This is a genomic window from Kosakonia quasisacchari (genome assembly GCF_004331415.1).
Taxonomy (GTDB): domain Bacteria; phylum Pseudomonadota; class Gammaproteobacteria; order Enterobacterales; family Enterobacteriaceae; genus Kosakonia; species Kosakonia quasisacchari.
This window is the reverse complement of record NZ_SJOP01000023.1, coordinates 1-22385: the sequence shown is the minus strand read 5'-3', so window position 1 is coordinate 22385 and position 22385 is coordinate 1. Positions and strand designations below refer to the sequence as shown.

The following is a 22385-nucleotide window of genomic DNA, read 5'->3' as shown; positions in this document are numbered from 1 at the left end:
AATCATGACGCCAGAACAAAAGTTTGCCCGTTGGGTAAGGGTGAGTATTGCCTCTTTCCTGCTGATGTTTGTCTATTTTATCGTTGCCGATATCTGGATCCCGCTGACGCCGGATTCCACCGTCATGCGCGTGGTCACGCCTGTTTCCGCCCGCGTTTCCGGTTATGTTGCGCAAGTATATGTGCAGAACAACAGCCTGGTGAAGAAAGGGGATCTGCTGTTCGAACTGGATGCCACGCCGTTTAACAACCAGGTGGAAGCCGCGCAAATCGCGCTGGCACAAGCAAAGCTCACCAATCAACAACTGGATGCACAAATCGTTGCCGCGCAGGCCAGCCTGAAGACCGCGCAGCTTACCGCGCAAAATAATCGGGTAACCTTTGAGCGCTACCAGAACCTGAGTGCGATGCACAATGTTTCGCAGTCCGACCTTGATAAAGTGCGCACCACCTGGCAGAGCAGCGTGCAGTCGGTGAACAATCTGAGTGCCTCAATTGATGCGCTGAATGTTGAGCGCGGCGATCGCGATGACGCCCGCAACGTGACGCTGCAAAAATACCGCAATGCCCTGCAACAGGCGCAACTGAACCTGAACTGGACCCAGGTTCACGCAGAGGCCAATGGCGTGGTCAGCAATCTGCAATTAAGCCCCGGATTTTATGCCACGACCGGTACAGCCGCACTGGCGCTGGTGCACGATAAAACCGATATCGTGGCGGATTTCCGTGAGAAGAGCCTGCGCCATACGCGCGTTGGCACCGATGCGGCCGTGGTGTTTGATGCGCTGCCGGGTCATGTGTTCAAGGCGCATGTCACCAGCAGCGATGCCGGGGTACTGGCCGGGCAACAGGCGGTGAACGGCGAGCTTTCTGAGCCGCAAACCTCTAACCGCTGGGTGCGTGACGCGCAGCGTATGCGCATCCACGTCGCGCTGGATGAACCGTTGCCGAAACAGTTGCCAACCGGCGCGCGCGCCACAGTGCAGTTGTATAACAGCGAAGGTCTGTTTGCGCGCTTCTTCTCGGGCCTGCAAATCCACCTCGTGAGCCTGTTGCACTATGTCTATTAATACGCTGGCGCGGGTTTTCACGCCTCACGGCAATATCGTTTACACGGCGAATGACTTTCGCCAGACGCTGCGCATCGTCTTTGCCGGGATGATAGCGCTTAGCGTGTCGAGTTTTTATAACACGCAGTACGGCGTGTTTTACGTGGTTTACCCGGTGATGCTTTTATCGCTGGTACCGGTGTTTAACCGTCATGTGGCGAAACAGTTCATCTTTAGCGCGGTAATTAACTGCATCGAAATGGTGTTTATCATCGGCTATTTGTCGCGTTGGCCGCTGATTATGACGCTGGTGGTATTTGCGCTGTACGTGATGCGTTTTCGCTTTATGAGCCAGGGCGCACTGTTCCTGTTTGGTTCGGCAGGCGTGGTCTGCCAGAGCACGATGCTCAACTTTATGAGTTACCCTTCCAGCGACTGGCACACGCTGCTGTTTTCCAATATCGAAGCCAGCATCATGGCAGTAGCGCTGAGTGCGCTGATGAACTATTTGATCCCGGATGTCGAGCCGCGCACCCGTCCGCCGATGATCGAGAAAAACGCCGCGCGCGTGCGCCACGAATCGCTGCTCTCCGGCACTGTAGCGACGATGATTTTTGTTGTTTTTCAACTGAGCGATCTGAGCGATTCGTTATCAGCACTGATGGCCGGGATCTTGATCCTGTTCCCGATGCATTATCGCGGCGCGGTAATGAGCTCGGTGTGGCGCGTGGTCGGTGTGATACTCGCCTGCCTGTATATCCTGCTGGTGCAGTTGATCCTCTACAACCACAGTAGCCATATGCTGCTGATGATGCCGCTGATTGGCCTTGGGTTGGCGTTCAGCGCGCGGCTGCATGTGATGGAGAAAGTCGGCGCCGGCGTCGGTTTTGCCAGTGTGACCACCATCGGCATCATGTTTGGTCAGAACCTGCATCCGGACACGGATTTGGTGTTCAGCGATCTCTACCGCATTGTTTCCGTGACGGTGGCGCTGCTGGCGACGTTAACGATGATCTATCTGGTACATCTGATTTTGAATCGCTTCGAAGCCACACGGTTTGTGATTGAGGAACGGTAAACAGGAATAAGCCCGAAAACGCGGTGTTTATCGGGCTTAAACAGTGAGCAGCAGCGATTTTCCTGGCCTGATAAGGCACCGACTCATTATCCCACTCGCGTGAATTCGTCACCGTCACAGCGATAAATCGCCTCTGTGACATGCGGCATCATCCACTGCTTGACCGCTTCCGCTTCGCTGTAAAAACGGATGCATAACCCGCAGCCGCCTTTGAGCTGGCGCGGAATATCCTGCACGCGAAAAGTGATCCCCGCAGACTGCATCGCTTTGCGCGTTTGCAGCACGCCGGGCGTGGTGTGGAACAGCAATACATATTCTTCCGCCATTAGCGTTTCCTCTGCCGTTGGCCGATTAACGCCGCACCCAGCGCGCCCGCGTACTGGGCGTCGTCATGCGTAAAAACGTCGCTGGCAAGATGTCCGGCCAGCATGCGGCGAAAGGTAGCGCAGTGGCTGACACCGCCGGTAAACAGCAACGGCCCTTGCGTGGAAAGCCGCGAGATAAAATGCGCGCTGCGTCGTGCCATGGCGTTGATCACCCCGGCGAGAATCGCTTCCGGCGCGATGCCTGCCGAGCGCAGGCTGATCACTTCGGATTCGGCAAACACCGTACACATGCTGGTTAGCGGATGCGGCTCCACGCCTTCAGTAATGGTGTCCAGATGTTCCACCTGCGTACCCAACGTGCGCGAGATAACGTCCAGAAAACGCCCGGTTCCGGCGGCGCATTTGTCATTCATCAGGAAATCGGTGAGATTGCCCTGTTCATCCAGCGCGATCACTTTGTTGTCCTGCCCGCCAATGTCGATCACCGTGCGCGTTTGCGCGAGCAACAACCGTGCGCCAAGACCGTGGCAGGAGATTTCGGTGACCTGTTTATCAGCGAAATCGACCAGTTGCCGCCCGTAACCGGTCAGTGTCAGAAAGGGTTTTTCATCGAGCCCTGCGCGCAGCGTTTCCCACGCGTCGACAATCGATGTCGCCGGGCGAAACGAGGTCGGGCACAGGAAGCGCCGCACAATCGTCTCGCCTTCGAGCAAAATGCCTTTGGTGGTGGTCGAACCGGAATCAATACCCACGGTAAACGTCACACCCGCTCCTTATAACATCTCAATAAACGCGGCAACGCGGGTGCTGAGCTGCCCGATATCCGCTGTCGAATAATCCGTTTCAATCGCCATATAGGGAATGTTGTGTTGCTGGCGGACATGGCGTTTGATCGCAAGCGATTCCACCGCGTAGGTGTGGCAGGCCTGCAAAATCACATCGATAACACCATCGGCTTTGTATTCGTCGACCATCTGGCTGAGCAGCTTCAGGCGCTCATCATTAGGGGAAATACAGGAGCAGCCGATCGCCAGATATTTGTCGGTCAGCGCGTCGTACACATCGCCGCTCTCGTCAACGCAGCGCTCGGTCGCTTTTGCGCCGGTACAGTTTTCATAGCCCACTACCCAGCCGCCGTTCTCTTCAATGGCGCGCACCACTTTTTCCGCCGCGCCGCCAATCGGGCAACCCGTTATCAAAATGCGTGGGCGAGGATCCAGCCGTTTACCCGCTTGCCACTCGTCGCGGATCCGTGCGGCCATGGTATTAAGCTCGTCGATCAGCGCTTCTTTATCAAAACGGAAGGTCGCGCCGTACACCACTTTCAGGATATCCGCACCGCTGAGCGCTGGCGGGTTGAGCTGTCCAACGCGGTAGAAATTCGCCAGCGCCTGGCGTTCGCGGTTTTTCAGCGCGATGGCTTTGCGCAGCGCGGCTTCGCTAATCGGCTGGCCAAAACGTTGCTCAATCGCGTGCTGTAAACGCAGGATCTCCGCTTTCCACAACGCGCGGGAAGCGGCGTCGGCTGCGCTGTTTGGCAACTGCATCACATGGACCGCTTTAAACTCCGCCATGTATTCATACATTTTCTTTTTGCCGTCACAGGTGGTTTCGCCCACCACCAAATCGGAAAAGTAGAAGTAGGGGCATTTGTCAGTTTTGCCAAAGCCGTAGCTGCTTTTGATCAGCGGGCAGAGATTGCGCGGCAAGTCTTTTTCCGCCTCTTCAATGGTTTCATCATTGGTTGAACAGAGGGAAACCACTACCGCGCCAGCGGCCATGGCGATCTCTTGTGGCATAAAGGTGCAGTAGGTGCCAACCAGCGGGATCCCTTGCTCTTTGAGATCCATCACGGTGAGAAAACCTTTCTGGCGGGCTTCAGAAAACTGTTCGAAAACATCTGGAAGTGCGGTGATAAGCGACATGATTTTCCTTCCCCGTGACACGGGAGAGATTGAAAAGAGGCCGCATTATAGGCATGTAAAAAATGTGGAGATATTGATCTCTGGCGGATGAGAAGGGGAAAAACCGTTTTCAGTCAGGTCAGATTATTTTTTTGAGATCCATCTCTTCCTGAATACGCTCGCTGTAGAGCGCGTGTGTGCGAATCGCTTCGTCGATGCCTGCGTTATAAAAAGCCGGGCCAATCTGTTCAGCAATGAAATCGATAAAGAACTCGGCATCAAACTGCTCCAGTTCCAGCGCAAAATTCTGTTCACAATAGGTCTGTAATTTTTTGCGTAACTGCTCGCGTTCGCTGGTGGTGAGGGTAATGTCGGCCATCGTTTCTCCTGGCAACTTAGAAAGCGCTAACGTGCAGCAGCGCGGGCAACTGCGACAGTAAGTAAAGGATCAGGCCGATCGTTCCGCCGACGAGCGTGCCGTTGATACGGATAAATTGCAGATCTTTGCCGATGTTCAGCTCTATTTGCTGCGACATATCCCGCGCGTCCCAGCTTTTCACGGTGTCGCTGATATGACGGGTGAGAAACGCAGCGAACTCCGGTGCCACACGGTGCGCGGCTTGTTCCAGATGCTCATTCAGCGAGGCGCGCAGCGCGCCATCCGCCAATAGCGTTTCGCCGAACCACAGGCCCGCGTCGGTGATGCGTTTGTGCATGCGTGAATCTTCAGACTGCATATCCGCTTTCATCCAGTTACGCAGGTCCGCCCACATTTCGCCGACGTAGCGGTTAAATGTCTCGTCGTTTTTTAAATATTCTTTGATGTTTTCCGCGCGTTCGGCCATTTCCGGATCGCTTTTAAGATTGGCGATCAGCTTCATCGTTGCGCGATCAAACGCCTGGCGGATCTGATGCGTGCTGTCGGCATTGACATCGTCGAGCAGCGAATTCACCGCCTCGGAAACCCAGTCGGCACTCTGCTCACCCAGCCATTCGGTGGGCAGGATCTTCGCTTTCATTGGGTGATCGGTTTTCAACCAGTGCACAATCTGGCGGGCAATAAAGTCGCGGCTACTTTGCCGCTGTAGCAGCGCGATCAATTGTGCAATTAAGGTATCCAGCAATTTCTGGTGGCGATTGTTGCGGGTCAGGCTTTCCAGCAGCAGGGCGCTGGTTTCGGTGAGATCCACTTTGTCGATGGCTTTGTGCACCGCACGGCGTAACAGACGCTGGATGCGGCTGTCGTCGGCCATCTCCAGAAAGCCGCTCATCACCTGCAACAGGTGCACACCCACGCGCTGCGCATTTTCGGGCTGGCTGAACCAGACGCCGATCATCTGTGCAGGCTGGTGGCGATGAATTAATGCCACCAGCGATTGAGTATCCAGAAATTTTTCCTGCACGAACTGGCCGAGATTGTCGCCGATCCGCTCTTTATTACGCGGGATAATCGCCGTATGGCGGGATATAAACGGGAAAGGCACACGGTGAAACAGCGCGACCACCGCGAACCAGTCTGCCAGCGCGCCGACCATCGCCGCTTCAGCAATGGCTTTCACCCCGCTTACCCAGAAGTTGGGCGGCAAGAAGAGTGTGGTGATAAACGTCGCGGCCGCGACCAGCAACAGCGACAGCGCGAGGCGCTTGGCGCGCTTGAGTTCTGCGAATTTATTCATGGTTTAAGCATATAACCCAACGCCGGGTTCTTGCAAAAGGTTAAATCCTAAGCAGATTGCGCAGCATGCTCCACAAAATCCACATCCCGAACGCCATTAACACCGCGCCTGCGACGCGCTCTATCCACCATACGCTTTGGCTCAGCCGCTGTTGCACGGCGGGCAGGCCAATCAGCGACACCACGGCTAAGTCCCACATCAGGACGACCATCACCATCCATACGCCGCTCACCGACTGCTGGAGCAGCGTGACGTCCGGGCCGAGCAGGGCGGTCATGAGCGCAAGGTAAAACAGCGCATTTTTGGGATTGAGCAGCGCGGAGCCGAGCCCGAGTAAAAACTGTTTTCTCAAGCTCGGGCACGGCTGGCGGGTTTCATCGACGCTAAGCGCCTGCGCGCGGCTGTGCAGCAGGTGCCAGCCAATCCACAACAAATAGATCGCGCCCAGCAGTTCAATGGCACTAAAGAGTGCCGTGAAGTGGCGTAGCGCGCTCGCACCGATAATCACTATCAGGATATAAAAGGCGTTGCCTGCGGCGATGCCCGCGCACAACCCGGCGCTGCCGCGCAGGCGATAGCGAATCGCAAACCCCATTAACAAAAAGAAATCCGGGCCGGGGCTGAGCAGGGCGACAAAATGCGCCAGCGCCAGTGCCGGAAACGCGGTGGGAAATAACGCCATTGGGACCTCCACAGAAAAAAGTGAAGCTCACCTTAGCGGCGCGGCGGCGCTATTTATTGTCGGATATTGATCGGCCAAACGCGTACTGGCGCGGCGTGGCGGCGGTGTAGCTTACAAAGGTTCTGTGGAAATGGCTCTGATCGGCAAACCCGCTCTGGTAGCCGACATCCGCCAACGTATCGCCCGCGCGCAGGCGGCTTTTGGCAAACTCAACGCGCGCGATATTCAAAAAGCTGCCCGGCGTCAGGCCGGTGTCTTGCTTGAAGGTGCGGATTAACGTCTCTTTGCGCAGGGAAAAAGCGCTGGCCAGCGCATCCAGTGTGGGCGGTTGCTGCAAATCGTGGGTCAATGCCGCCAGCACCTGCTGGCTTATGGGGCGCAGTGGCGCGCAGTGATCCGCACCGCGAGGTAATACGCTGAGAAGGGCCTGGAGTGCGGCGGGTAATAGTGGCGTGTCGTCACGCTCAATCATTGCCACGATACGCAAGTACAACTGGAATAACGTAGGGTCGCGAATCACCTGCTGTTGGCTGTTTTCATTCGGCAGGTAAAGCATATGGTAGCTGCGTGGCTGCCCATCAAGAGGGTTACAGCTGTGGGGCGCGCGCGGCGGAATGACAATCAGATCGCCCGGTTGGAGCAGATATTCCTGCCCGTTGCAAAGGCAGCGGGTTTGCCCCTCAACAATCGCGCCGATCGACAACTCTGCATGGCGATGGCGCTTATAGGCTTGTTGGCTGCGCCAGGTGCTGCGTAGCTCGACGCCCGGTAATGCCAGCGGGCGGCAAAATGATTGCTGTATATCGCGCGTCATCGACATGCTATGCCTCATTTGGTTGGCTTTCTGGTATACCACACCCCTTTATTTGTCGCGAAAGGCATTATGCAGAAGCCGCCACATATGGTGGGCGGCTGGCGTAAAGCGCCGATCGGAGTTACGCAGCAGGTGGCACTGAGCGCTGCTGGCGATGGGATGATCGAGCGGCACGGCAACCAGCGCGCCAAGACGAATGGGATCGGCGGCAGCGTAAGCAGTCATAAACGAGATACCCAGCCCCGCCTGGCTTAGCCCCATCGCGGTAGAGAACTGGTTGCAGCGATACGCCGGGTGGAATTGCAAACCCTGGCTTTTGAACATGGCATTCATATGGCGTTGCAGGCCGAAGTTTTCTGTCAGGGCTATCAATGGATAGTCGACCAACTCTTCAATGGTGATACTTTGCCGCTGCGCGATGGGGTGCTGTGGCGAGACGACGGCACAGATTGGCCCCCACTGAAAGCTGTGGCGCTTGAGTTCCGGCGTACCGATTGGGCCAAAGGCCAGCGCCATATCCGCTTCGCCGCTGACGATATCGTTGAGCATCTCCTGCATGCTGCCCACCACAATATCGACAAAAACCTGCGGGTATGACTTGGCAAACTCGCGCATCACCCCTTCGATAAAGGCGGTGATCAGCCCGCCGCCAATACGTACCGAGATGGTGCCGCCGCGCATATGTCGCAGATCTTTTAACTGACTTTCCAGCTTTTCACGCCGCTGGCGACTGGCAAAATAGTCTTCTGCCAGCAGGCGTCCCGCTTCGGTTAACACCACGTTACGCCCGCGCCGCTCCAGCAACGGAAGCTGGAGCGCACGCTCCAGTTGCGCGATCTGGCGGCTGACCACGGATGGGTTAATACCAAGGATATCCGCCGCACGACGAATCCCGCCCTGGTTACCCACTTCATACAAATAACCCACCTGCTTGTCCTGGAACATCCGCCACATTCCTTCTCAACTGTTGACCTGAGAGCAACAATAACATCATTAAGCAGATATTTATCATCCGGATTGAATAGTGATAATCGAAATAACCGCCCTATTTTGTGAGTGAAAGAAAATGAAAAGCTGAGTCTGTGTTTTTGCACCAAAAGGGTGCCCGATAACGGTGAGAAATTATTTTATTAGGATGTTCTTAGTGCTTAATTAAATAATTTTTCAGTTACTTTGCTTTTTATTCTCTGTATTTCACGGGAAGGTTTTTTATTGCGTAATAATTCGCGGTAAAAGATTTTTATTTTGGTGTCGGGATATTCAGGCACGGATCCTGCTTAGTAATGAGTCATTGTCATCTAATTATTTCAAAGAGAGATGTTATGAGTGAATCGAAAACGCTGGAGCAACCCGCGAAAGAGCACGCGGAAGAGTGGAAAGTCGGGCCTGGTGCCTGGATCTCCTTAGTGATTGTTCTGCTGGTCTTTTCCGGCTTCTTTTTCAAAGTCGAAGGTATGGCGTGGCTCGGAGCGTTTGACTTTACCACGCTGGGCGGCGCGTTCGGCACCATGAAGACACCCGAAACCAACACTTTTATCGGTAGCGGCGGTATCAGCGCGAAAGCCGGTTTCCTGTTCGCGCTGTCGCTGGTGCCAACGGTAATGCTGGCGCTGGGGCTGTTGGAAATTTTTACCCACTACGGTGCGATCCGCGCGGCGCATAAGTTGCTGACACCTTTGCTTAAACCGCTGCTGGGTATTCCGGGTTATACGGGACTGGCGCTAATTACCGACCTGCAAAGCACCGATGCCGGGGCGGCATTAACCAAAGAGTTATATGACAGCGATAAAATTACCCGTAAAGACGTAGTGATTATGGGAGCGTGGCAATATTCCGGCGCGGGGTTAATCAATAATTATTTTTCGATTGGCTCGGCGATGTTCGCTTCATTAACCATCCCGATTATTGTGCCGTTGGTTTTAATGTTCGTCCTCAAATTCGTGGGCGCAGCCGTGGTTCGTCTGGCATTAAATACTGCTTATAAGCGAGATTTCGACAATGAATAATTCTGCAAAAGTCTCTGGTAATCCATTCGATATTTTCGTTATTGGTGCGCGCAAAGGTTTTAATATCGCCATTAATAATCTGATGCCGAATGTATTAATGGCCTATGTGATCGCCGAAATGCTCAATTTACTCGGCGTGATGCAGATTATCGGTCATCTTTGCGCGCCGTTAATGGGGCTGTTCGGTCTGCCGGGGGAAGCGATTACTGTGTTGCTCACCGCCTGGCTCTCCTCCTCCGCAGGGACTGGCGTGGCGGTTAGCCTGCTCAGCAAAGGACAGCTTGATGTCGGGCAAATCACCATTCTCGCGCCCGCCATCTTTTTAATGGGTTCGCAACTACAGTATATGGGCCGCCTGTTGGGCGTGGCCGATGTGCCGAAGAAGTACTGGCCGTTACTGATGGCGGTCAGCATTCTCAATGCCGTAATCGCCATGCTGATTATGCGCGTTATTGCCTGAGTACCAAGGAGTCAGACGTGTCACGCACACTTGAGCATTTCAATTACCTGCATCAGATCCCGGAACTCGGGTTCGAAGAGTATAAAACCTCCGCTTATATCGCCGGGGTACTGGAGGCGGCGGGCTACCAGGTCACGCGCCAGATTAACAACACGACCGGCATTGTCGCGGTGCTGGACAGCGGTAAGCCGGGGCCAGTGCTGGCGCTGCGCGCCGATATGGATGCGCTTGGGCATATCATTGATGGCGAGCATGTTGCGCGCCACACCTGCGGTCATGATGGACACTCCACGGTGGTGCTGACCACGGCGCAGGAAGCGATCGCCGAAGGGTTAGTGAAAAAGGGTAAGTTGAAGTTTATCTTCCAGCCCGCAGAGGAATTGGGCACCGGGGCGATTGCGCTGACTGAAGCTGGCGTGCTGGACGATGTCGACATGCTGCTTGGTTTCCACCTGCGTCCGCTGGAAGAGTGCCCGATGGGCCAGGCGGTGCCGGCTATGTATTACTCGGCGTCTGCCACGGTGGAAGTGGTGTTCCACGGCAAAGCGGCGCACGCGGCGCGCCCCCATTTAGGCGTGAATGCGCTGGATGCCGCCGCGCATGCTGTGCAGGCGGTAAACGGCATTCATCTTGCGCCATCGCTCACCTGGAGCGCCAAAGCGACGCGTTTTCTCTGCGACGCCGGGGTGACTAACTCGATTCCTGACAAAGCGTTGGTGTGCTGGGATCTGCGTGCTGCAGAAAACGACGCCATGGATGCGCTAAAACCGCAGGTATTGCGCGCGATTGAAAGCAGTGCGGCGGCTTACGGCGCGCGGGCTGAGATTCGCATTCTGAAAGAGATGCCTGCGGCGATCATTGATGATGAGGCAACCGAGGTGGTTTCGCGGGCGATTCGCAGTGTGTTTGGCGAAGCGGGCCTGACCGCGCCAAAATCCACGCCTGGCAGCGAAGACTTTTTCCACTACTTGCGCCTGCGCCCGCAGGTGAAAGGGGGATTCTGGGGGCTGGGTGCCAACCTGCTGCCGGGTCTGCATCACCCGGAGATGCACTTTGACCGTGATGCCCTGGCGCTCGGCGTGAAAGTGTTTAAAGCCTGCGTACAGGATGTGCTGGGTTGACGGTTACGGCTTCCAGCGGCGCAGCGTGGTCTCCTGCTCATAAGGCATCGGCGTGGGGGTAAGTAATAAACTCGACGATGCTGCCCCGGGGTGTGCGTCAATAGCAAAAGCCGTTGCCTGCATCTTTCTTCGGGGGAAAACGTAGCGGCGGCGCGGTAAAAACGTCGCCGCCCGCCGCTTTTAAGCGTTGCCGCGCAACGTCGATGTCCTCGGGATAGACCGCAAATGTTGCAGACCAAAATCGTTGGTCCGCAGCGGCTCGCGCTGTTCGGCTTAACGCTATTTTACGTGAAGCAATGCTGCGCGATTTGCAAAACAAAAAATGATGAGCAGGCCACCTGTGGGTGGCCTTTGTTATTTCTTCAAACCCGCAAACGCGGCTCTGATCTCATCTTCCGGTAGCTGTACGCCAATAAACACCAACGTGCTGTGCGGTGTTTCGTCGCCCCACGGACGATCCCAGTCTGCGCTGTAGAGGCGCTGCACGCCCTGAAACAGCAGGCGATTTGGTTCGCCGTCGATCCACAGCATGCCTTTATAGCGCAGCAGTTTGTCGGCAAAGCTCAGCAACAGGTTTTCCATCACGCGGGAGACGTCGCTGATATCCACCGGATAATCCAGCTCGACCACAATCGAATTAATGTCGTTCTGTTTGTCGGCGATAAAGTGGAAGCGCGGTTTTGCTGCCACCACGTTCTCTTCCAGCATAAACCCATTGGTATTAAACAGTTGCGCCAGCTCGATATCGCCGTGCGTCACGGTGTAAATTGGCGCGCGGGCGTTGATGCGGCTCAGGCGTTCGCGCAGTTTTTCGCACTCGCCGGCGACATCCGTTTTGGTCAGCAGAATGCGGTCGGCATAGCCCACTTGCGACTGCGCCAGCGTGAACTGATTCATCTGCTCATCGGCATGTACCGCATCGACCAGCGCGATGACGCCATCCAGCAGATAGCGCTGACAGAGGATCTCATGGGAGAAAAAGGTCTGAATAATCGGCCCTGGATCGGCCATGCCGGTGCACTCAATCACCAGTCGATCAAAGGCAATGTCGCCGCGATCAAGACTGTCGAGCAGATCCAGCAATGCATCTTCCAGCTCACTGGAGCGGCTACAGCAGATACAGCCATTGGTCAGGGTTTTGATTTGCGTGGCGCGATCGCCAATAAGTTGATCATCAACAGAAACTTCGCCGAACTCATTTTCAATAACGGCAATCTTGTAACCGTGTTGTTCATTGAGAATATGGCGTAAGAGGGTGGTTTTGCCTGCGCCGAGAAAGCCGGTCAACAATGTTACTGCAATCGGGGTCATAAATTCTCCTTTAGCAACAGCGGACTCCGCCCTTGCCATCTCCGCCGTAACGCGCTTGCTGGCGTTCGCGGAAGAACTCTTCGTAAGTCATGTACGGCTTATCCGGATGGTTGGTTTTCATATGATCAACGTAGTTGTCATAGTCCGGGATGCCAATCAGCATCTTTGCCGCCTGACCGAGGTACTTTTTTGCTTCGCCTAAGTTACCAAACATTATGTGTCCCAGGTATAGGTGGTTCCGGCGTTGCAGGCGATTTTGAACCTGGACCTACTGCGCGCTGTACGCGCTCAAATTGACGCCTGCGAAACGGATGTAAACCACCCTCAGGGTGGTTTACATCATGATGCGTTGTATGCCGGATTGCGTAGCGCCATCCGGCATCAGGTTTAATGGTGTGAAGAGGTTTTCACACCGCCTTCCGGCACTGGCACATACGGCGTTTCTTTGTCGGTACGCACGGTGTTGTTGCGCACCTGCAGCCAGGTTTTGATGCCATAGAAGATGATGCTGTACACCACCACCAGGAACAGAATGCTCAACCCGGCGTTGGTGTAGTTGTTCACCACGATATGGTTCATGTTGGCAATTTGCTGCGCGGTCAGATCACCGCCACCAGCGGCAATCTTCTCTTTGTACTGGTTCGCCATATACAGGAAGCCTTCCAGTTGAGGATTGGTGCTGAACAATTTCAGACCCAGCGCCCAGGTGGTGCACAGCAGCAGCCACATGGCAGGAACCACGGTGACCCAGATGTATTTGGTACGCTGCATTTTCACCAGCACCACGGTGCCCAGCATCAGCGCGACGGCTGCGAGCATCTGGTTAGAGATACCGAACAGAGGCCACAGGCTTTTCACGCCGCCCAGCGGATCAACCACACCCTGGTACAGCAGGTAACCCCACAGACCCACACAGCCCGCAGTACCAATGACGCCAGCAACCAGCGAGTCGGTTTTCTTCAGGAACGGTACGAAGTTACCCAGCAAGTCTTGCAGCATAAAGCGGCCTGCACGGGTACCGGCATCCAACGCGGTGAGGATAAACAGCGCTTCAAACAGAATACCGAAGTGGTACCAGAAGCCCATGTCCGCCATCGGGATGATTTTGTGGAACACGTGCGCAATACCGACAGCCAGCGTCGGTGCGCCACCTGCGCGGTTCAGTACGGACGGCTCACCGATATCTTTCGCGGTTTGCAGGATCTGCTCCGGCGAAATTACAAAACCCCAGGAGCTGACGGTCGCCGCCGCGTGCGCGGTGACATCTTTCAGCTGCGCCAGAATCATCGGCGCGTTATCACCGCCCAGTTCATGCAGGTTCGGCATGGTAATGCCCAGCCCTGCTGGCGGCGTGTTCATTGCGAAGTAGAGACCCGGTTCGATAATGGAGGCAGCAACCAGCGCCATCACCGCCACAAAGGATTCCATCAGCATCGCGCCGTAACCGATAAAGCGCGCGTCGGTTTCGTTAGCCAACAGTTTCGGCGTGGTGCCGGAAGCGATCAGGGCATGGAAGCCAGAAACCGCGCCACAGGCGATAGTGATAAACAAGAACGGGAACAGCGCACCTTTCCACAGCGGACCCGTACCGTCGATATACTGCGTGACCGCAGGCATTTTCAGTTCCGGGTTGAGGATCACGATGCCCAGCGCCAGGCCGACGATCACGCCGATTTTCAGGAAGGTCGCCAGGTAGTCGCGCGGAGCGAGGATCAACCACACCGGCAGCAGCGCGGAGACAAAGGCGTAACCCACCAGCGCGAAGGTGATGGTGGTGTCTTTAAAGGTCAGCGCCGGGCCCCAGTAAGGATCGTGCGCGATGACGCCGCCAAACCAGATGGACGCCACCAGCAGCACAATACCGATAACTGATACTTCGCCTACACGTCCCGGGCGCAGGAAGCGCATATAGATCCCCATAAACAGGGCAATCGGCACGGTGGAGCAGACAGTGAAGACACCCCACGGGCTTTCCGCCAGCGCTTTCACCACAATCAGCGCCAGCACCGCGAGGATGATGATCATAATCAGGAAGCAGCCAAACAGCGCGATGGTGCCCGGCACGCGGCCCATCTCTTCTTTCACCATCTCACCAAGAGATGCGCCGTTACGGCGTGAAGAGATAAACAGCACCATAAAGTCCTGCACTGCACCGGCCAGAACCACGCCCGCCAGCAGCCACAATGTGCCTGGCAGGTAGCCCATTTGCGCGGCCAATACCGGGCCAACCAGCGGACCAGCCCCGGCGATCGCGGCAAAATGGTGGCCAAACAGCACGTAGCGGTTGGTTGGCACATAGTTGAGGCCGTCGTTATTGATCACCGCCGGTGTGGAACGGGTGGGATCGAGTTTCATCACCTTCTGAGCGATGTAAAGGCTGTAGTAGCGGTAGGCCACAAGGTAAACGGAAACGGACGCAACCACGATCCACAGCGCGCTGACATGCTCGCCCCGGCGTAATGCGACAACAGATAAACAAAAAGCACCGATGATCCCGAGGATTGCCCAGGGTATGTGCTTGAGTAGTTTTTTAGTATCCATATCAGACCTGGTTTTTAGCAGAAATAGTGAATTGGATTTGAATCTTGAATTGGCTGAAATGCTGGCATTTATGATGGCAAATTACGCGCGCGAATCGGCAGCGATTTGGCTGAGTGGTTGGAAAAAGGTGGTGAGCGGTAATGAATGCGCAATAAGCGGTTTTCGGTGGGCGAAAGAGGACGGGAATCTGTGATACGCGTCACGCTGAACCCTTGTCTGGTAAGGGATAGCGCGATTTTTGCCGCGATGTAATCAATGTGTAACTGGTGAAAAAATAGCACGTTAAACCATAAAGTTTTCCTATGCCAGGCCGAAAACCTGGTATCTGTTTATAGGGAAAGAGAAAACATGTTGACTCGTATTAAACTTGTGACCAGTTTGTTGCTGGTATTGGCGTTATTTGGCTTGTTACAACTCACCTCCGGCGGCTTGTTCTTTAACGCGCTGAAACACGACAAAGAAAACTTCACCGTCTTGCAAACCATTCGCCAGCAGCAATCCACGCTGAATGGTAGCTGGGTCGCGTTGCTGCAAACCCGTAATACCCTTAATCGCGCGGGTATCCGCTACATGATGGATCAGAGCAATATCGGCAGCGGTGCGACCGTGTCGGATCTGATGCAAATTGCCAGCACCTCGCTGAAACAGGCAGAAGCGAACTGGAATGCTTACCAGGCACTGCCGCGCGATCCGCGCCAGAGCGAAGAAGCTGCGGCAGAGATCAAACGTAACTACGATATCTACCACAACGCACTGGCGGAGCTGATCCAGTTGCTGGGCGCTGGCAAAATCAATGACTTCTTCGACCAGCCGACCCAGAGCTACCAGGATGGTTTTGAAAAACAATACGTTAACTATTTGCAGCAGAACGATCGCCTGTATGAACAAGCGGTTCACGATAGCGAAAGCTCCTACGGTTCTGCGGTGTGGGTGATTATCACCGTATTGATCGTGGTACTGGCGGTGATCGTCTGTGTCTGGGTGGGGATCAAAGGGGCGCTGATTAAGCCGCTCAACCATTTGATCGACAACATTCGCCATATTGCCGGTGGCGATCTGGTGCAGCGCATTGAAGTGCAGGGTTCCAATGAAATGGGCGTGCTGGCTGAGAGTCTGCGCCATATGCAAAGCGAACTGGTGCGTACTGTCAGCGATGTGCGTAACGGCGCCAACGCCATTTACAGCGGTGCCAGCGAAATTTCTGTGGGTAACAACGACCTTTCTTCCCGTACGGAACAGCAGGCCGCTTCTCTGGAAGAGACCGCCGCCAGCATGGAAGAGCTGACCGCTACGGTGAAACAGAACGCCGAAAACGCTCGCCAGGCAAGCCATCTGGCGCTGAGCGCATCTGAAACCGCGCAGAAAGGCGGTAAGGTGGTGGATAACGTGGTGCAGACAATGCGCGATATTACCGCCAGTTCGCAGAAAATCGCTGACATTATCAGCGTGATCGACGGTATTGCTTTCCAGACTAACATCCTGGCGCTTAACGCTGCTGTTGAAGCAGCACGTGCGGGTGAACAGGGTCGCGGCTTTGCCGTGGTTGCCGGTGAAGTGCGTAACCTTGCCCAGCGCAGTGCCCAGGCAGCCCGCGAAATTAAGAGCCTGATTGAAGACTCTGTTGGCCGCGTTGAAGTGGGTTCCACACTGGTGGAAAGCGCCGGTGAAACCATGGATGAGATCGTCAACGCCGTTACCCGCGTTACCGACATCATGGGCGAAATTGCCTCTGCCTCTGATGAGCAGAGCCGCGGCATTGACCAGGTTGGACTGGCCGTCTCTGAAATGGATCGCGTTACCCAGCAGAACGCCTCGCTGGTGGAAGAGTCAGCCGCCGCTGCAGCCGCGCTGGAAGAACAAGCCAGCCGCCTGACGCAGGCCGTTTCCGTGTTCCGCATCATGCAGGATCAGCGTAAAAACGCTGGCGCAACGCCAACCAGTTTCGTTAAAGCGGAACCGGCTACCGCGCTGCCGCGTAAAGCTGCGACCGACGCGGGCGAGAACTGGGAAACCTTCTAATCGATATTCGCGCCCTGCCCGTCGGGGCGCATTTTCACCCGCTTCTCCGTGCTATGCTCATTGCATCATGTCGCGGAGAAGCCTTATGAACCTCGTCGCTGTTCCTGCCATCCACTATAGTTGCGAAGCGTTGACCACTATCACCGGTGCCTGCTTTGAAGGCTATCGCGTACCGTTTTCCCTGCCGCCCGATATTTTTGCACAACGCTTTCTTGCCGAAGGGTTAAGCCTTGTCGATTCCTGCGTCTGGCTGGCGGGCGACACGCCTGCCGCTGTGGCGTTGATCGCCCGACGTGGCGACTGCGCCCGGCTGGCAGCCTTTGCGATTTGCCCGCAATTTCGCGGCCAGGGCGTGGGCAGACAAATATTGCCGCCGTTGATGGCGGCACTGCGAACCAAAGGTGTTCGCCAGATGTGGCTGGAAGTGATGAGCGATAACCATGCTGGTATCGCCCTTTATCATGCGCTGGGGTTTGCCACCGTTCAGCCGCTGTTTGGCTACCAGGGACGCGCCGATGTGGCTGAAGAGAACTGCATCTTACAGGAGCGCGATCCGCTGGAAGTGGTGCGCAGCGCCATCAGTGAATGCCATGACCGGCTGCCGTGGCAGGTGGATCCGCTCACTGCGGTATCGTTACCCGCGCGGGCGTTTGAGTACCGCAAACATGCTTATGCACTAGTTTCCACCCTCAGCGACAAGCCCCTGCTGCGGTTTATGTATGTGGAGTCAGAATACCGGCGCAAAGGATTTGCCTGCGAGTTGCTGCAGGCGTTGAATCAGCATTTTCCGGCGCTTGGCACCACCGTGGCGGTGCCAGAGCTTTTTTCATCTCTGTTCCAGCGTGCGGGCTACGCCACCATGGCCATCAGCCAGTACGAAATGAAAGCGGAACTGTAGCGGTCAGCCTTCCCGGCTCACCACTTTGATTTCCACCAGACCGATACCCAGTTTGCGTGGCGAATGACCAAGGATATTGCCTTCGTTGGTCGATTGCGGCTCCGGCGGCACGATGACCAGCCGGTTGCTGTGCGACGGATTGCTAAAGTGCAGTGTGGTGGTGGTGAGCTCATTACCCAGCATCAGCGTTTGTTGCTGATCGCCAACACGCACTGGAATCGGCCGGTTAGCATTCGGGCCAAAGGCTTTGGCGGTGATCACCAACTCGAACTGTTCCGGCAGCGGTTGGTTATATTCGATATCCACTTCTTCACCCAGATTGGCATTCGACCAGCGCCCCCAGCTTTCCGGGCGGGAGAGGCCGCTGAACTGTTTTATCTCTTCCGGCGCGCCCGCCACGTTAAAGACAAAACTGTCGGCTTTGTAGCGAATGCTATCGTCGAGGATCTTCAGAGTATCGACGTTTTTTTGGTAGCGATCGCTACTGATCACCGTTTGTTTAAACGCCGTTTTCCCTTTCCACTGCGCGTTGTCGACACGCTGGACTTGCTGTTCGCCACCCAGTTGCCCCTGCGAGACGCACCAGTCGATAGAAAGCGCCAGTTCCGGTGACCATAAGCGCGCCATTTTGTAGCATTGGTCGATCCAGACGAAGTTATCGCGCGGGGCGAAATCCGCCAGCTGGAAGCGCAGCGGTGCGGAATATTCGCTTTCTGGCAGCGGCTCGACTTTATCTGACACCCGCACCAGCAGCGGCAAACGGAACTGGCTGCCAGAGAACGCCACCATCTGTTTATTCGTGTCGATGGTGAACTCTTTCATCTCTTTCGGGAAATTCCACAGCCGGATAATGTCCGGTTTCCACGCCAGCATTTTCGCTTTCATATTGAGGAAAATACCCGACAGCGACTGCCCGGAGAGGCTGCTGCGACCAAGGCCGAGGAAATTATCGCCACCGAGAATATCCAGCACGGTTGCGCCGTTATCGAGGGTGCTGCGCTTAATACCGGAGATATCCTGCTGCGGTTCATCGCCGCGCAGCACAAAGAACAGGTTGCTGCGATCGTGCTTATTAAGGTATTTCCACGCAGTGTTATTCATCGCCAGATGATCTGACGACACTACTATCACTGTGTCTTTAAACCACGGCGATGCTTTGATTTTGTTGATAAGCGCGGCGATATTTTGCTGGCTACACGTTACCGCGCTAAAGGACTGGTTCGGCTTGCCATCGTAAGCGTAGCTTTTACGTTCGCAGCCGCGCGAGATAAAACCGTCCGGGTGGTGGGTATCCACCGTCAGCGCAAACAGCGAAAAGCGTTTACCGGAACGAGAGAGTTCCTCGTACTGTTTCCATACGGTGTCCAGCACCGTATCGTCATAGAAACCCCTGTCGTTACGGTAATGCGGGTCCGCGACCTGACTTTTCAGCTCTTCTGCGCCCGTCAGGTAATCAAAGCCGTGAGATTTTAAAAATACATCTTTCCCGGCGAAACGCAGGTTAGCGCCTTGTACGAAATGGTTTTCGTAGCCGGAGTTTTTCAGGATGTCGCCGAGGCAAAGATTCTGCGGAAAGAAGCTGGAAACGGAGGCCGACGCGTTGCCTTCAAACGGCGCGAACAGCGGAATGCCGCACTGCGAAGAGACCATGCCGGCGATGGTGTAATCGGTGCCGGGTAGCTGTTCGGTATGGCTAAAATCAATGCCTTCTTCTTTTAGCGCGCCCAGTTCTGGCGTCAGGCCGGGAAACGCCTCTTCGTTAAAATAAGTACGCTCCAGACTTTCCCCGTAGATGTAGACGAGGTTCAGTTTGGGGTTGGGGATCTGCTTTGCCGGCACTTTATAAAAGGTGGCGAAATCAGGATCGCCTTCGCGCGTCTGGGATTTTACCAGCTCGGTAATCTGGCGGAATGCCGGGCTGGCGTCCACCGAGCCGAGCGCCAGTGCAAGTGCAAGCAAGCTATAGCCGAAATGGTGCGGCAGATGGCGACGACGGCGCAGCACCCAGCCGAGTGCGCAAAACACCGCCACCAGCGCCAGCACTAACCCGGCACCGGGAAGCATATATTTGCTGACCCCTGCGCCTGTCAGGCTGTTGGTCAGGGTGTATAACACCGCGTCGTTGATGCCGTCGCCGGTAAAATAATTGCTGGCGTAAAGCGTGATGTTCAGGATGACAAACAGACCCAGCACTAGCAGGGTAACGCTAAACCACCAGGTATTACGGCCCGCTTTCCAGGCATAGATCGCCACAGAGGCAAGAAACAGCGCGATAGAGAGTAACTCAGACAACCGTTATTCCTCATCAACGCCAGACATATTGCTGGCCATTAGTTTTTGTAACAGGGTGTATAATTTAATGTTGATGTCACATAGCTGCAATTGTAGTGTCACTTTTTCGTGGATTTATTCAGAATTGGTTTAGAAAAAGGGAATAGTGAAAACCGTCGCACTGGTGGCGTTTCGGTATAGCGGGGAAGGATAAGGCCGCGCTCCGACTGAACGCGGCGGGATATCAGGAGAGGAAGTTCACGCCCTGCTTGAGGACGATGTCGCAGGCTTTGGATTTCACTTTTTCCGCCAGCGGTGTACTACCGATGTTGCTCAGATTCAGCTGTTCCCCGTTTTTGGTGTTCAGCATGCCCTGGATCCCTTCCAGATAATTGGTGTCTTGTTTCTGCTGAGCGGCACCCAGGCCCAGTTTATCCAGCACCTGGTTTTTCACATTTTCGGTATTGGTCAGGCTGGAGAGTTTGTTTTTCGCGCACCAGCTCATCACACCCGCCGCATTGTTCATGGTATCAGCGCTGAGTGACTGATTACCGCCATTAAGCAGACCTGTCAGGGAAGAGAGCGACAGGCCACCTTGCTGTGTTTGTGATGCCGTCGATTTCTGGCTGAGTTCGCTGGCGGCGCTGGAAAGGGTGTCCTGCCAGGAGGTGGCGTGAGCGAAACCAGTGAGCAGCGCGCTACTGAGTGCGGCGCTGCAAAGCAGGCGTTGGGTGAATTTCATATCGTGCGGATCCTGATATCAACAAAGGCGGCCAGTATACACCCGGGCGCGGGCGCGCCACGGATGGGAAAACTCTCAATACTCTTTACCGGTGACGCGGCTGCGGTAACTCTCCCAGTTGAAGATCACCCACAGGCTGTTGCCGAGGCGCATTCTGTCCATCACGCGTTCGCCCAATAGCTTATTCATCTCTTCCAGGTTGCTGTTCGTCAGCATACCAGTCGGGCGCTTGGATGAAGAACGGCGGTCAACAATCTGATTAATAATGACCTTTTCGTAGCGGGATTCCGTTTGCATACCGATTTCATCAATCACCAGCAGGTCAACGCTGCTTAAGTCATTGAGCAGTTGCTCTTCGCTGTTTTCCTTGTTGCCAAAGGTCTCTTTCATGGCCGACATAATGTCGGCAACGGTGATGATCAGTACCGATTTACCACGCAACAGCAGTTCATTACAGATAGCGGCGGCCAGATGGTTTTTGCCGGTGCCGGGTTTGCCAGAAAAGATAAAACTGGCGATGTTACCGTCGAACTCTTCTACATATTGCCGCGCTTGGCTCAGCGCCCGCATTTGGCCTTCCGTTTCGACACGATAATTATCGAAGGAACAGTTCTGGTGCAGTGGACGAATGCCGGAGCGGTTGAAGGTGCGCTGCATTTTCATGGCGCGGTTTTCGCGCTCCAGCGCCGCCGAACGGATTTCGCCTTGTTGCTTCTGCCAGGCCATCAACTCTTCGCTGGTTTTGAACGCAGGCTCAGTGTTGGCAGGCATCATTTTTTGCAGTCGCTTCATCAATTCGCCGACGTTTTTCATCGTTATCCTCTAAAACCTGGTGGGATTTGATTATCTGGTTCGGACAGGGCGTTAATGTCCCGTTTTGTCGTGCCGCTCTGGCTGCTACGGCCTATTTGCAAGCTGCGCGCCAGTTTTTGCTGCCACTGGACGTGATGGAAAATTTTACCTTCTGCCTGCCAGTAAGCCACAAATGAGGCCAGTTCTTCAGGCGTTGCGGGGTGTGATAGCGCAATACCCCACATCGCCGCCAGGCGCTGAAAGTCAGCATCCGGCTGCCAGCCCTCGTACATGGTGAATTTGCCCATTGGCACATTTACCGGCGCAGCGGCGGGTTCTTCATAAAACTGTGCATCGAGCGAAATATCGCTCATCGGGCGCGCCAGTTGCGCTTCAAGCGCCAGAAGCTCTTCAAGGCGCTGGGGCGAAATTGCGTAAAACGCGGGGCTATTATTGGCAAAAACGGCAATGGCGCCGCCTTCCGTGCGTGCCAGCACGCAGGCAGGATCGCGCACAAATTCATCAATGCCAATGACATTCGGCGTCAGGATTTTGGAAGACATAACGCGTTCTCAAACAGGATTACTACGGATACGGTGCACTGTGTTTTTTTCACACAGGCATAATCACACATAGTAACACAGTGAGCGGAAAGGGCAGTACAGCATGAAAAAGCCGGGTTTTCCCGGCTTGTCA

General features: G+C 55.1%; 22 protein-coding genes. 7 read left to right on the top strand and 15 right to left on the bottom strand.

The annotated features are described in order from the left end of the window. Nucleotide 1: 1 nt before the first annotated feature. Nucleotides 2-1069 (top strand): HlyD family secretion protein, encoded by a 1068-nt coding sequence (locus E0L21_RS20495; RefSeq protein ID WP_131412736.1) that lies wholly within the window; start codon nucleotides 2-4, stop codon nucleotides 1067-1069. Further along, complete coding sequence (locus tag E0L21_RS20490) at nucleotides 1059-2126, top strand: DUF2955 domain-containing protein (protein ID WP_131412734.1); 1068 nt, start codon at nucleotides 1059-1061, stop codon at nucleotides 2124-2126. Before E0L21_RS20495 ends, E0L21_RS20490 begins: the two co-directional genes overlap by 11 nt. 86 nt (nucleotides 2127-2212) lie before the next feature. Here E0L21_RS20490 and E0L21_RS20485 read toward each other — a convergent pair whose 3' ends face one another. The 8 genes from E0L21_RS20485 to E0L21_RS20450 form a co-directional block, all read right to left on the bottom strand. Further along, entirely contained in the window at nucleotides 2213-2452 is a 240-nt protein-coding gene (locus E0L21_RS20485; RefSeq protein WP_131412732.1) for a DUF3343 domain-containing protein, read from the bottom strand. Further along, nucleotides 2452-3216 (bottom strand): putative 2-hydroxyacyl-CoA dehydratase activator YjiL, encoded by a 765-nt coding sequence (gene yjiL / locus E0L21_RS20480; RefSeq protein ID WP_131412730.1) that lies wholly within the window; start codon nucleotides 3214-3216, stop codon nucleotides 2452-2454. Before yjiL ends, E0L21_RS20485 begins: the two co-directional genes overlap by 1 nt. Before the next feature lie 9 nt (nucleotides 3217-3225). Then, the gene (locus E0L21_RS20475; protein WP_131412728.1) at nucleotides 3226-4377 is read right to left on the bottom strand and encodes a double-cubane-cluster-containing anaerobic reductase; all 1152 of its coding nucleotides are present in this window, start codon (nucleotides 4375-4377) and stop codon (nucleotides 3226-3228) included. 118 nt (nucleotides 4378-4495) lie between these two features. Next, complete coding sequence (locus E0L21_RS20470; protein WP_131412726.1) at nucleotides 4496-4735, bottom strand: DUF2164 domain-containing protein; 240 nt, start codon at nucleotides 4733-4735, stop codon at nucleotides 4496-4498. A 16-nt stretch (nucleotides 4736-4751) separates the two neighbouring features. Further along, entirely contained in the window at nucleotides 4752-6032 is a 1281-nt protein-coding gene (locus E0L21_RS20465) for a DUF445 domain-containing protein (protein WP_131412724.1), read from the bottom strand. A gap of 40 nt (nucleotides 6033-6072) precedes the next feature. Then, complete coding sequence (locus E0L21_RS20460) at nucleotides 6073-6714, bottom strand: LysE family translocator (RefSeq protein ID WP_131412722.1); 642 nt, start codon at nucleotides 6712-6714, stop codon at nucleotides 6073-6075. A gap of 49 nt (nucleotides 6715-6763) precedes the next feature. Continuing rightward, nucleotides 6764-7534, bottom strand: a complete 771-nt coding sequence (locus E0L21_RS20455) for a helix-turn-helix transcriptional regulator (protein ID WP_131412720.1) — start codon at nucleotides 7532-7534, stop codon at nucleotides 6764-6766. A gap of 42 nt (nucleotides 7535-7576) precedes the next feature. Further along, nucleotides 7577-8473 carry a LysR substrate-binding domain-containing protein gene (locus E0L21_RS20450; RefSeq protein WP_131412718.1) on the bottom strand — a complete coding sequence of 299 codons (897 nt, stop codon included), beginning with the start codon at nucleotides 8471-8473 and terminating at the stop codon, nucleotides 7577-7579. Nucleotides 8474-8850: 377 nt separating this feature from the next. Between E0L21_RS20450 and E0L21_RS20445 the strand changes: the two genes are divergently transcribed. From E0L21_RS20445 to E0L21_RS20435, 3 genes are read left to right on the top strand one after another with little or no spacing between them, the layout of a single operon-like run. Then, nucleotides 8851-9534 (top strand): nucleoside recognition domain-containing protein, encoded by a 684-nt coding sequence (locus tag E0L21_RS20445; RefSeq protein ID WP_131412716.1) that lies wholly within the window; start codon nucleotides 8851-8853, stop codon nucleotides 9532-9534. After that, nucleotides 9527-9994, top strand: coding sequence for a YjiG family protein (locus E0L21_RS20440; RefSeq protein ID WP_017457806.1), 468 nt, complete (start codon nucleotides 9527-9529; stop codon nucleotides 9992-9994). The genes E0L21_RS20445 and E0L21_RS20440 overlap by 8 nt, the downstream gene beginning before the upstream one ends. 17 nt (nucleotides 9995-10011) lie before the next feature. Then, complete coding sequence (locus E0L21_RS20435) at nucleotides 10012-11115, top strand: M20 peptidase aminoacylase family protein (RefSeq protein WP_131412714.1); 1104 nt, start codon at nucleotides 10012-10014, stop codon at nucleotides 11113-11115. A 354-nt stretch (nucleotides 11116-11469) separates the two neighbouring features. On the opposite strand, the gene yjiA is transcribed toward E0L21_RS20435, so the two are convergent. The 3 genes from yjiA to E0L21_RS20415 form a co-directional block, all read right to left on the bottom strand. Next, entirely contained in the window at nucleotides 11470-12426 is a 957-nt protein-coding gene (gene yjiA, locus E0L21_RS20425; protein WP_131412712.1) for a GTPase, read from the bottom strand. Nucleotides 12427-12436: 10 nt separating this feature from the next. Beyond that, nucleotides 12437-12640 (bottom strand): YbdD/YjiX family protein, encoded by a 204-nt coding sequence (locus E0L21_RS20420; protein ID WP_007373011.1) that lies wholly within the window; start codon nucleotides 12638-12640, stop codon nucleotides 12437-12439. 173 nt (nucleotides 12641-12813) lie between these two features. Continuing rightward, entirely contained in the window at nucleotides 12814-14967 is a 2154-nt protein-coding gene (locus E0L21_RS20415) for a carbon starvation CstA family protein (RefSeq protein WP_017457813.1), read from the bottom strand. A 348-nt stretch (nucleotides 14968-15315) separates the two neighbouring features. On the opposite strand from E0L21_RS20415, the gene tsr reads away from it, so the two are divergent. Together tsr and E0L21_RS20405 are read left to right on the top strand one after the other, a co-directional pair. Beyond that, complete coding sequence (gene tsr, locus E0L21_RS20410; protein ID WP_131412710.1) at nucleotides 15316-16986, top strand: methyl-accepting chemotaxis protein; 1671 nt, start codon at nucleotides 15316-15318, stop codon at nucleotides 16984-16986. 85 nt (nucleotides 16987-17071) lie between these two features. Next, on the top strand, nucleotides 17072-17884 hold the full coding sequence (locus E0L21_RS20405) for a GNAT family N-acetyltransferase (protein WP_131412708.1): 813 nt from the start codon (nucleotides 17072-17074) through the stop codon (nucleotides 17882-17884). 3 nt (nucleotides 17885-17887) lie between these two features. Here the strand turns inward: E0L21_RS20405 and opgB are convergent, their stop codons facing one another. The 4 genes from opgB to dnaT form a co-directional block, all read right to left on the bottom strand. Then, nucleotides 17888-20176 (bottom strand): phosphatidylglycerol--membrane-oligosaccharide glycerophosphotransferase, encoded by a 2289-nt coding sequence (opgB, locus tag E0L21_RS20400; protein ID WP_131412706.1) that lies wholly within the window; start codon nucleotides 20174-20176, stop codon nucleotides 17888-17890. Between the two features lie 223 nt (nucleotides 20177-20399). Further along, a complete protein-coding gene (locus tag E0L21_RS20395) occupies nucleotides 20400-20897 on the bottom strand; it encodes a DUF2501 domain-containing protein (RefSeq protein WP_131412704.1) in 498 nt (165 codons plus the stop codon). Between the two features lie 75 nt (nucleotides 20898-20972). Beyond that, the gene (dnaC, locus tag E0L21_RS20390; protein WP_131412702.1) at nucleotides 20973-21710 is read right to left on the bottom strand and encodes a DNA replication protein DnaC; all 738 of its coding nucleotides are present in this window, start codon (nucleotides 21708-21710) and stop codon (nucleotides 20973-20975) included. 2 nt (nucleotides 21711-21712) lie between these two features. Next, complete coding sequence (gene dnaT, locus E0L21_RS20385) at nucleotides 21713-22252, bottom strand: primosomal protein DnaT (protein WP_131412700.1); 540 nt, start codon at nucleotides 22250-22252, stop codon at nucleotides 21713-21715. Nucleotides 22253-22385: the final 133 nt, after the last annotated feature.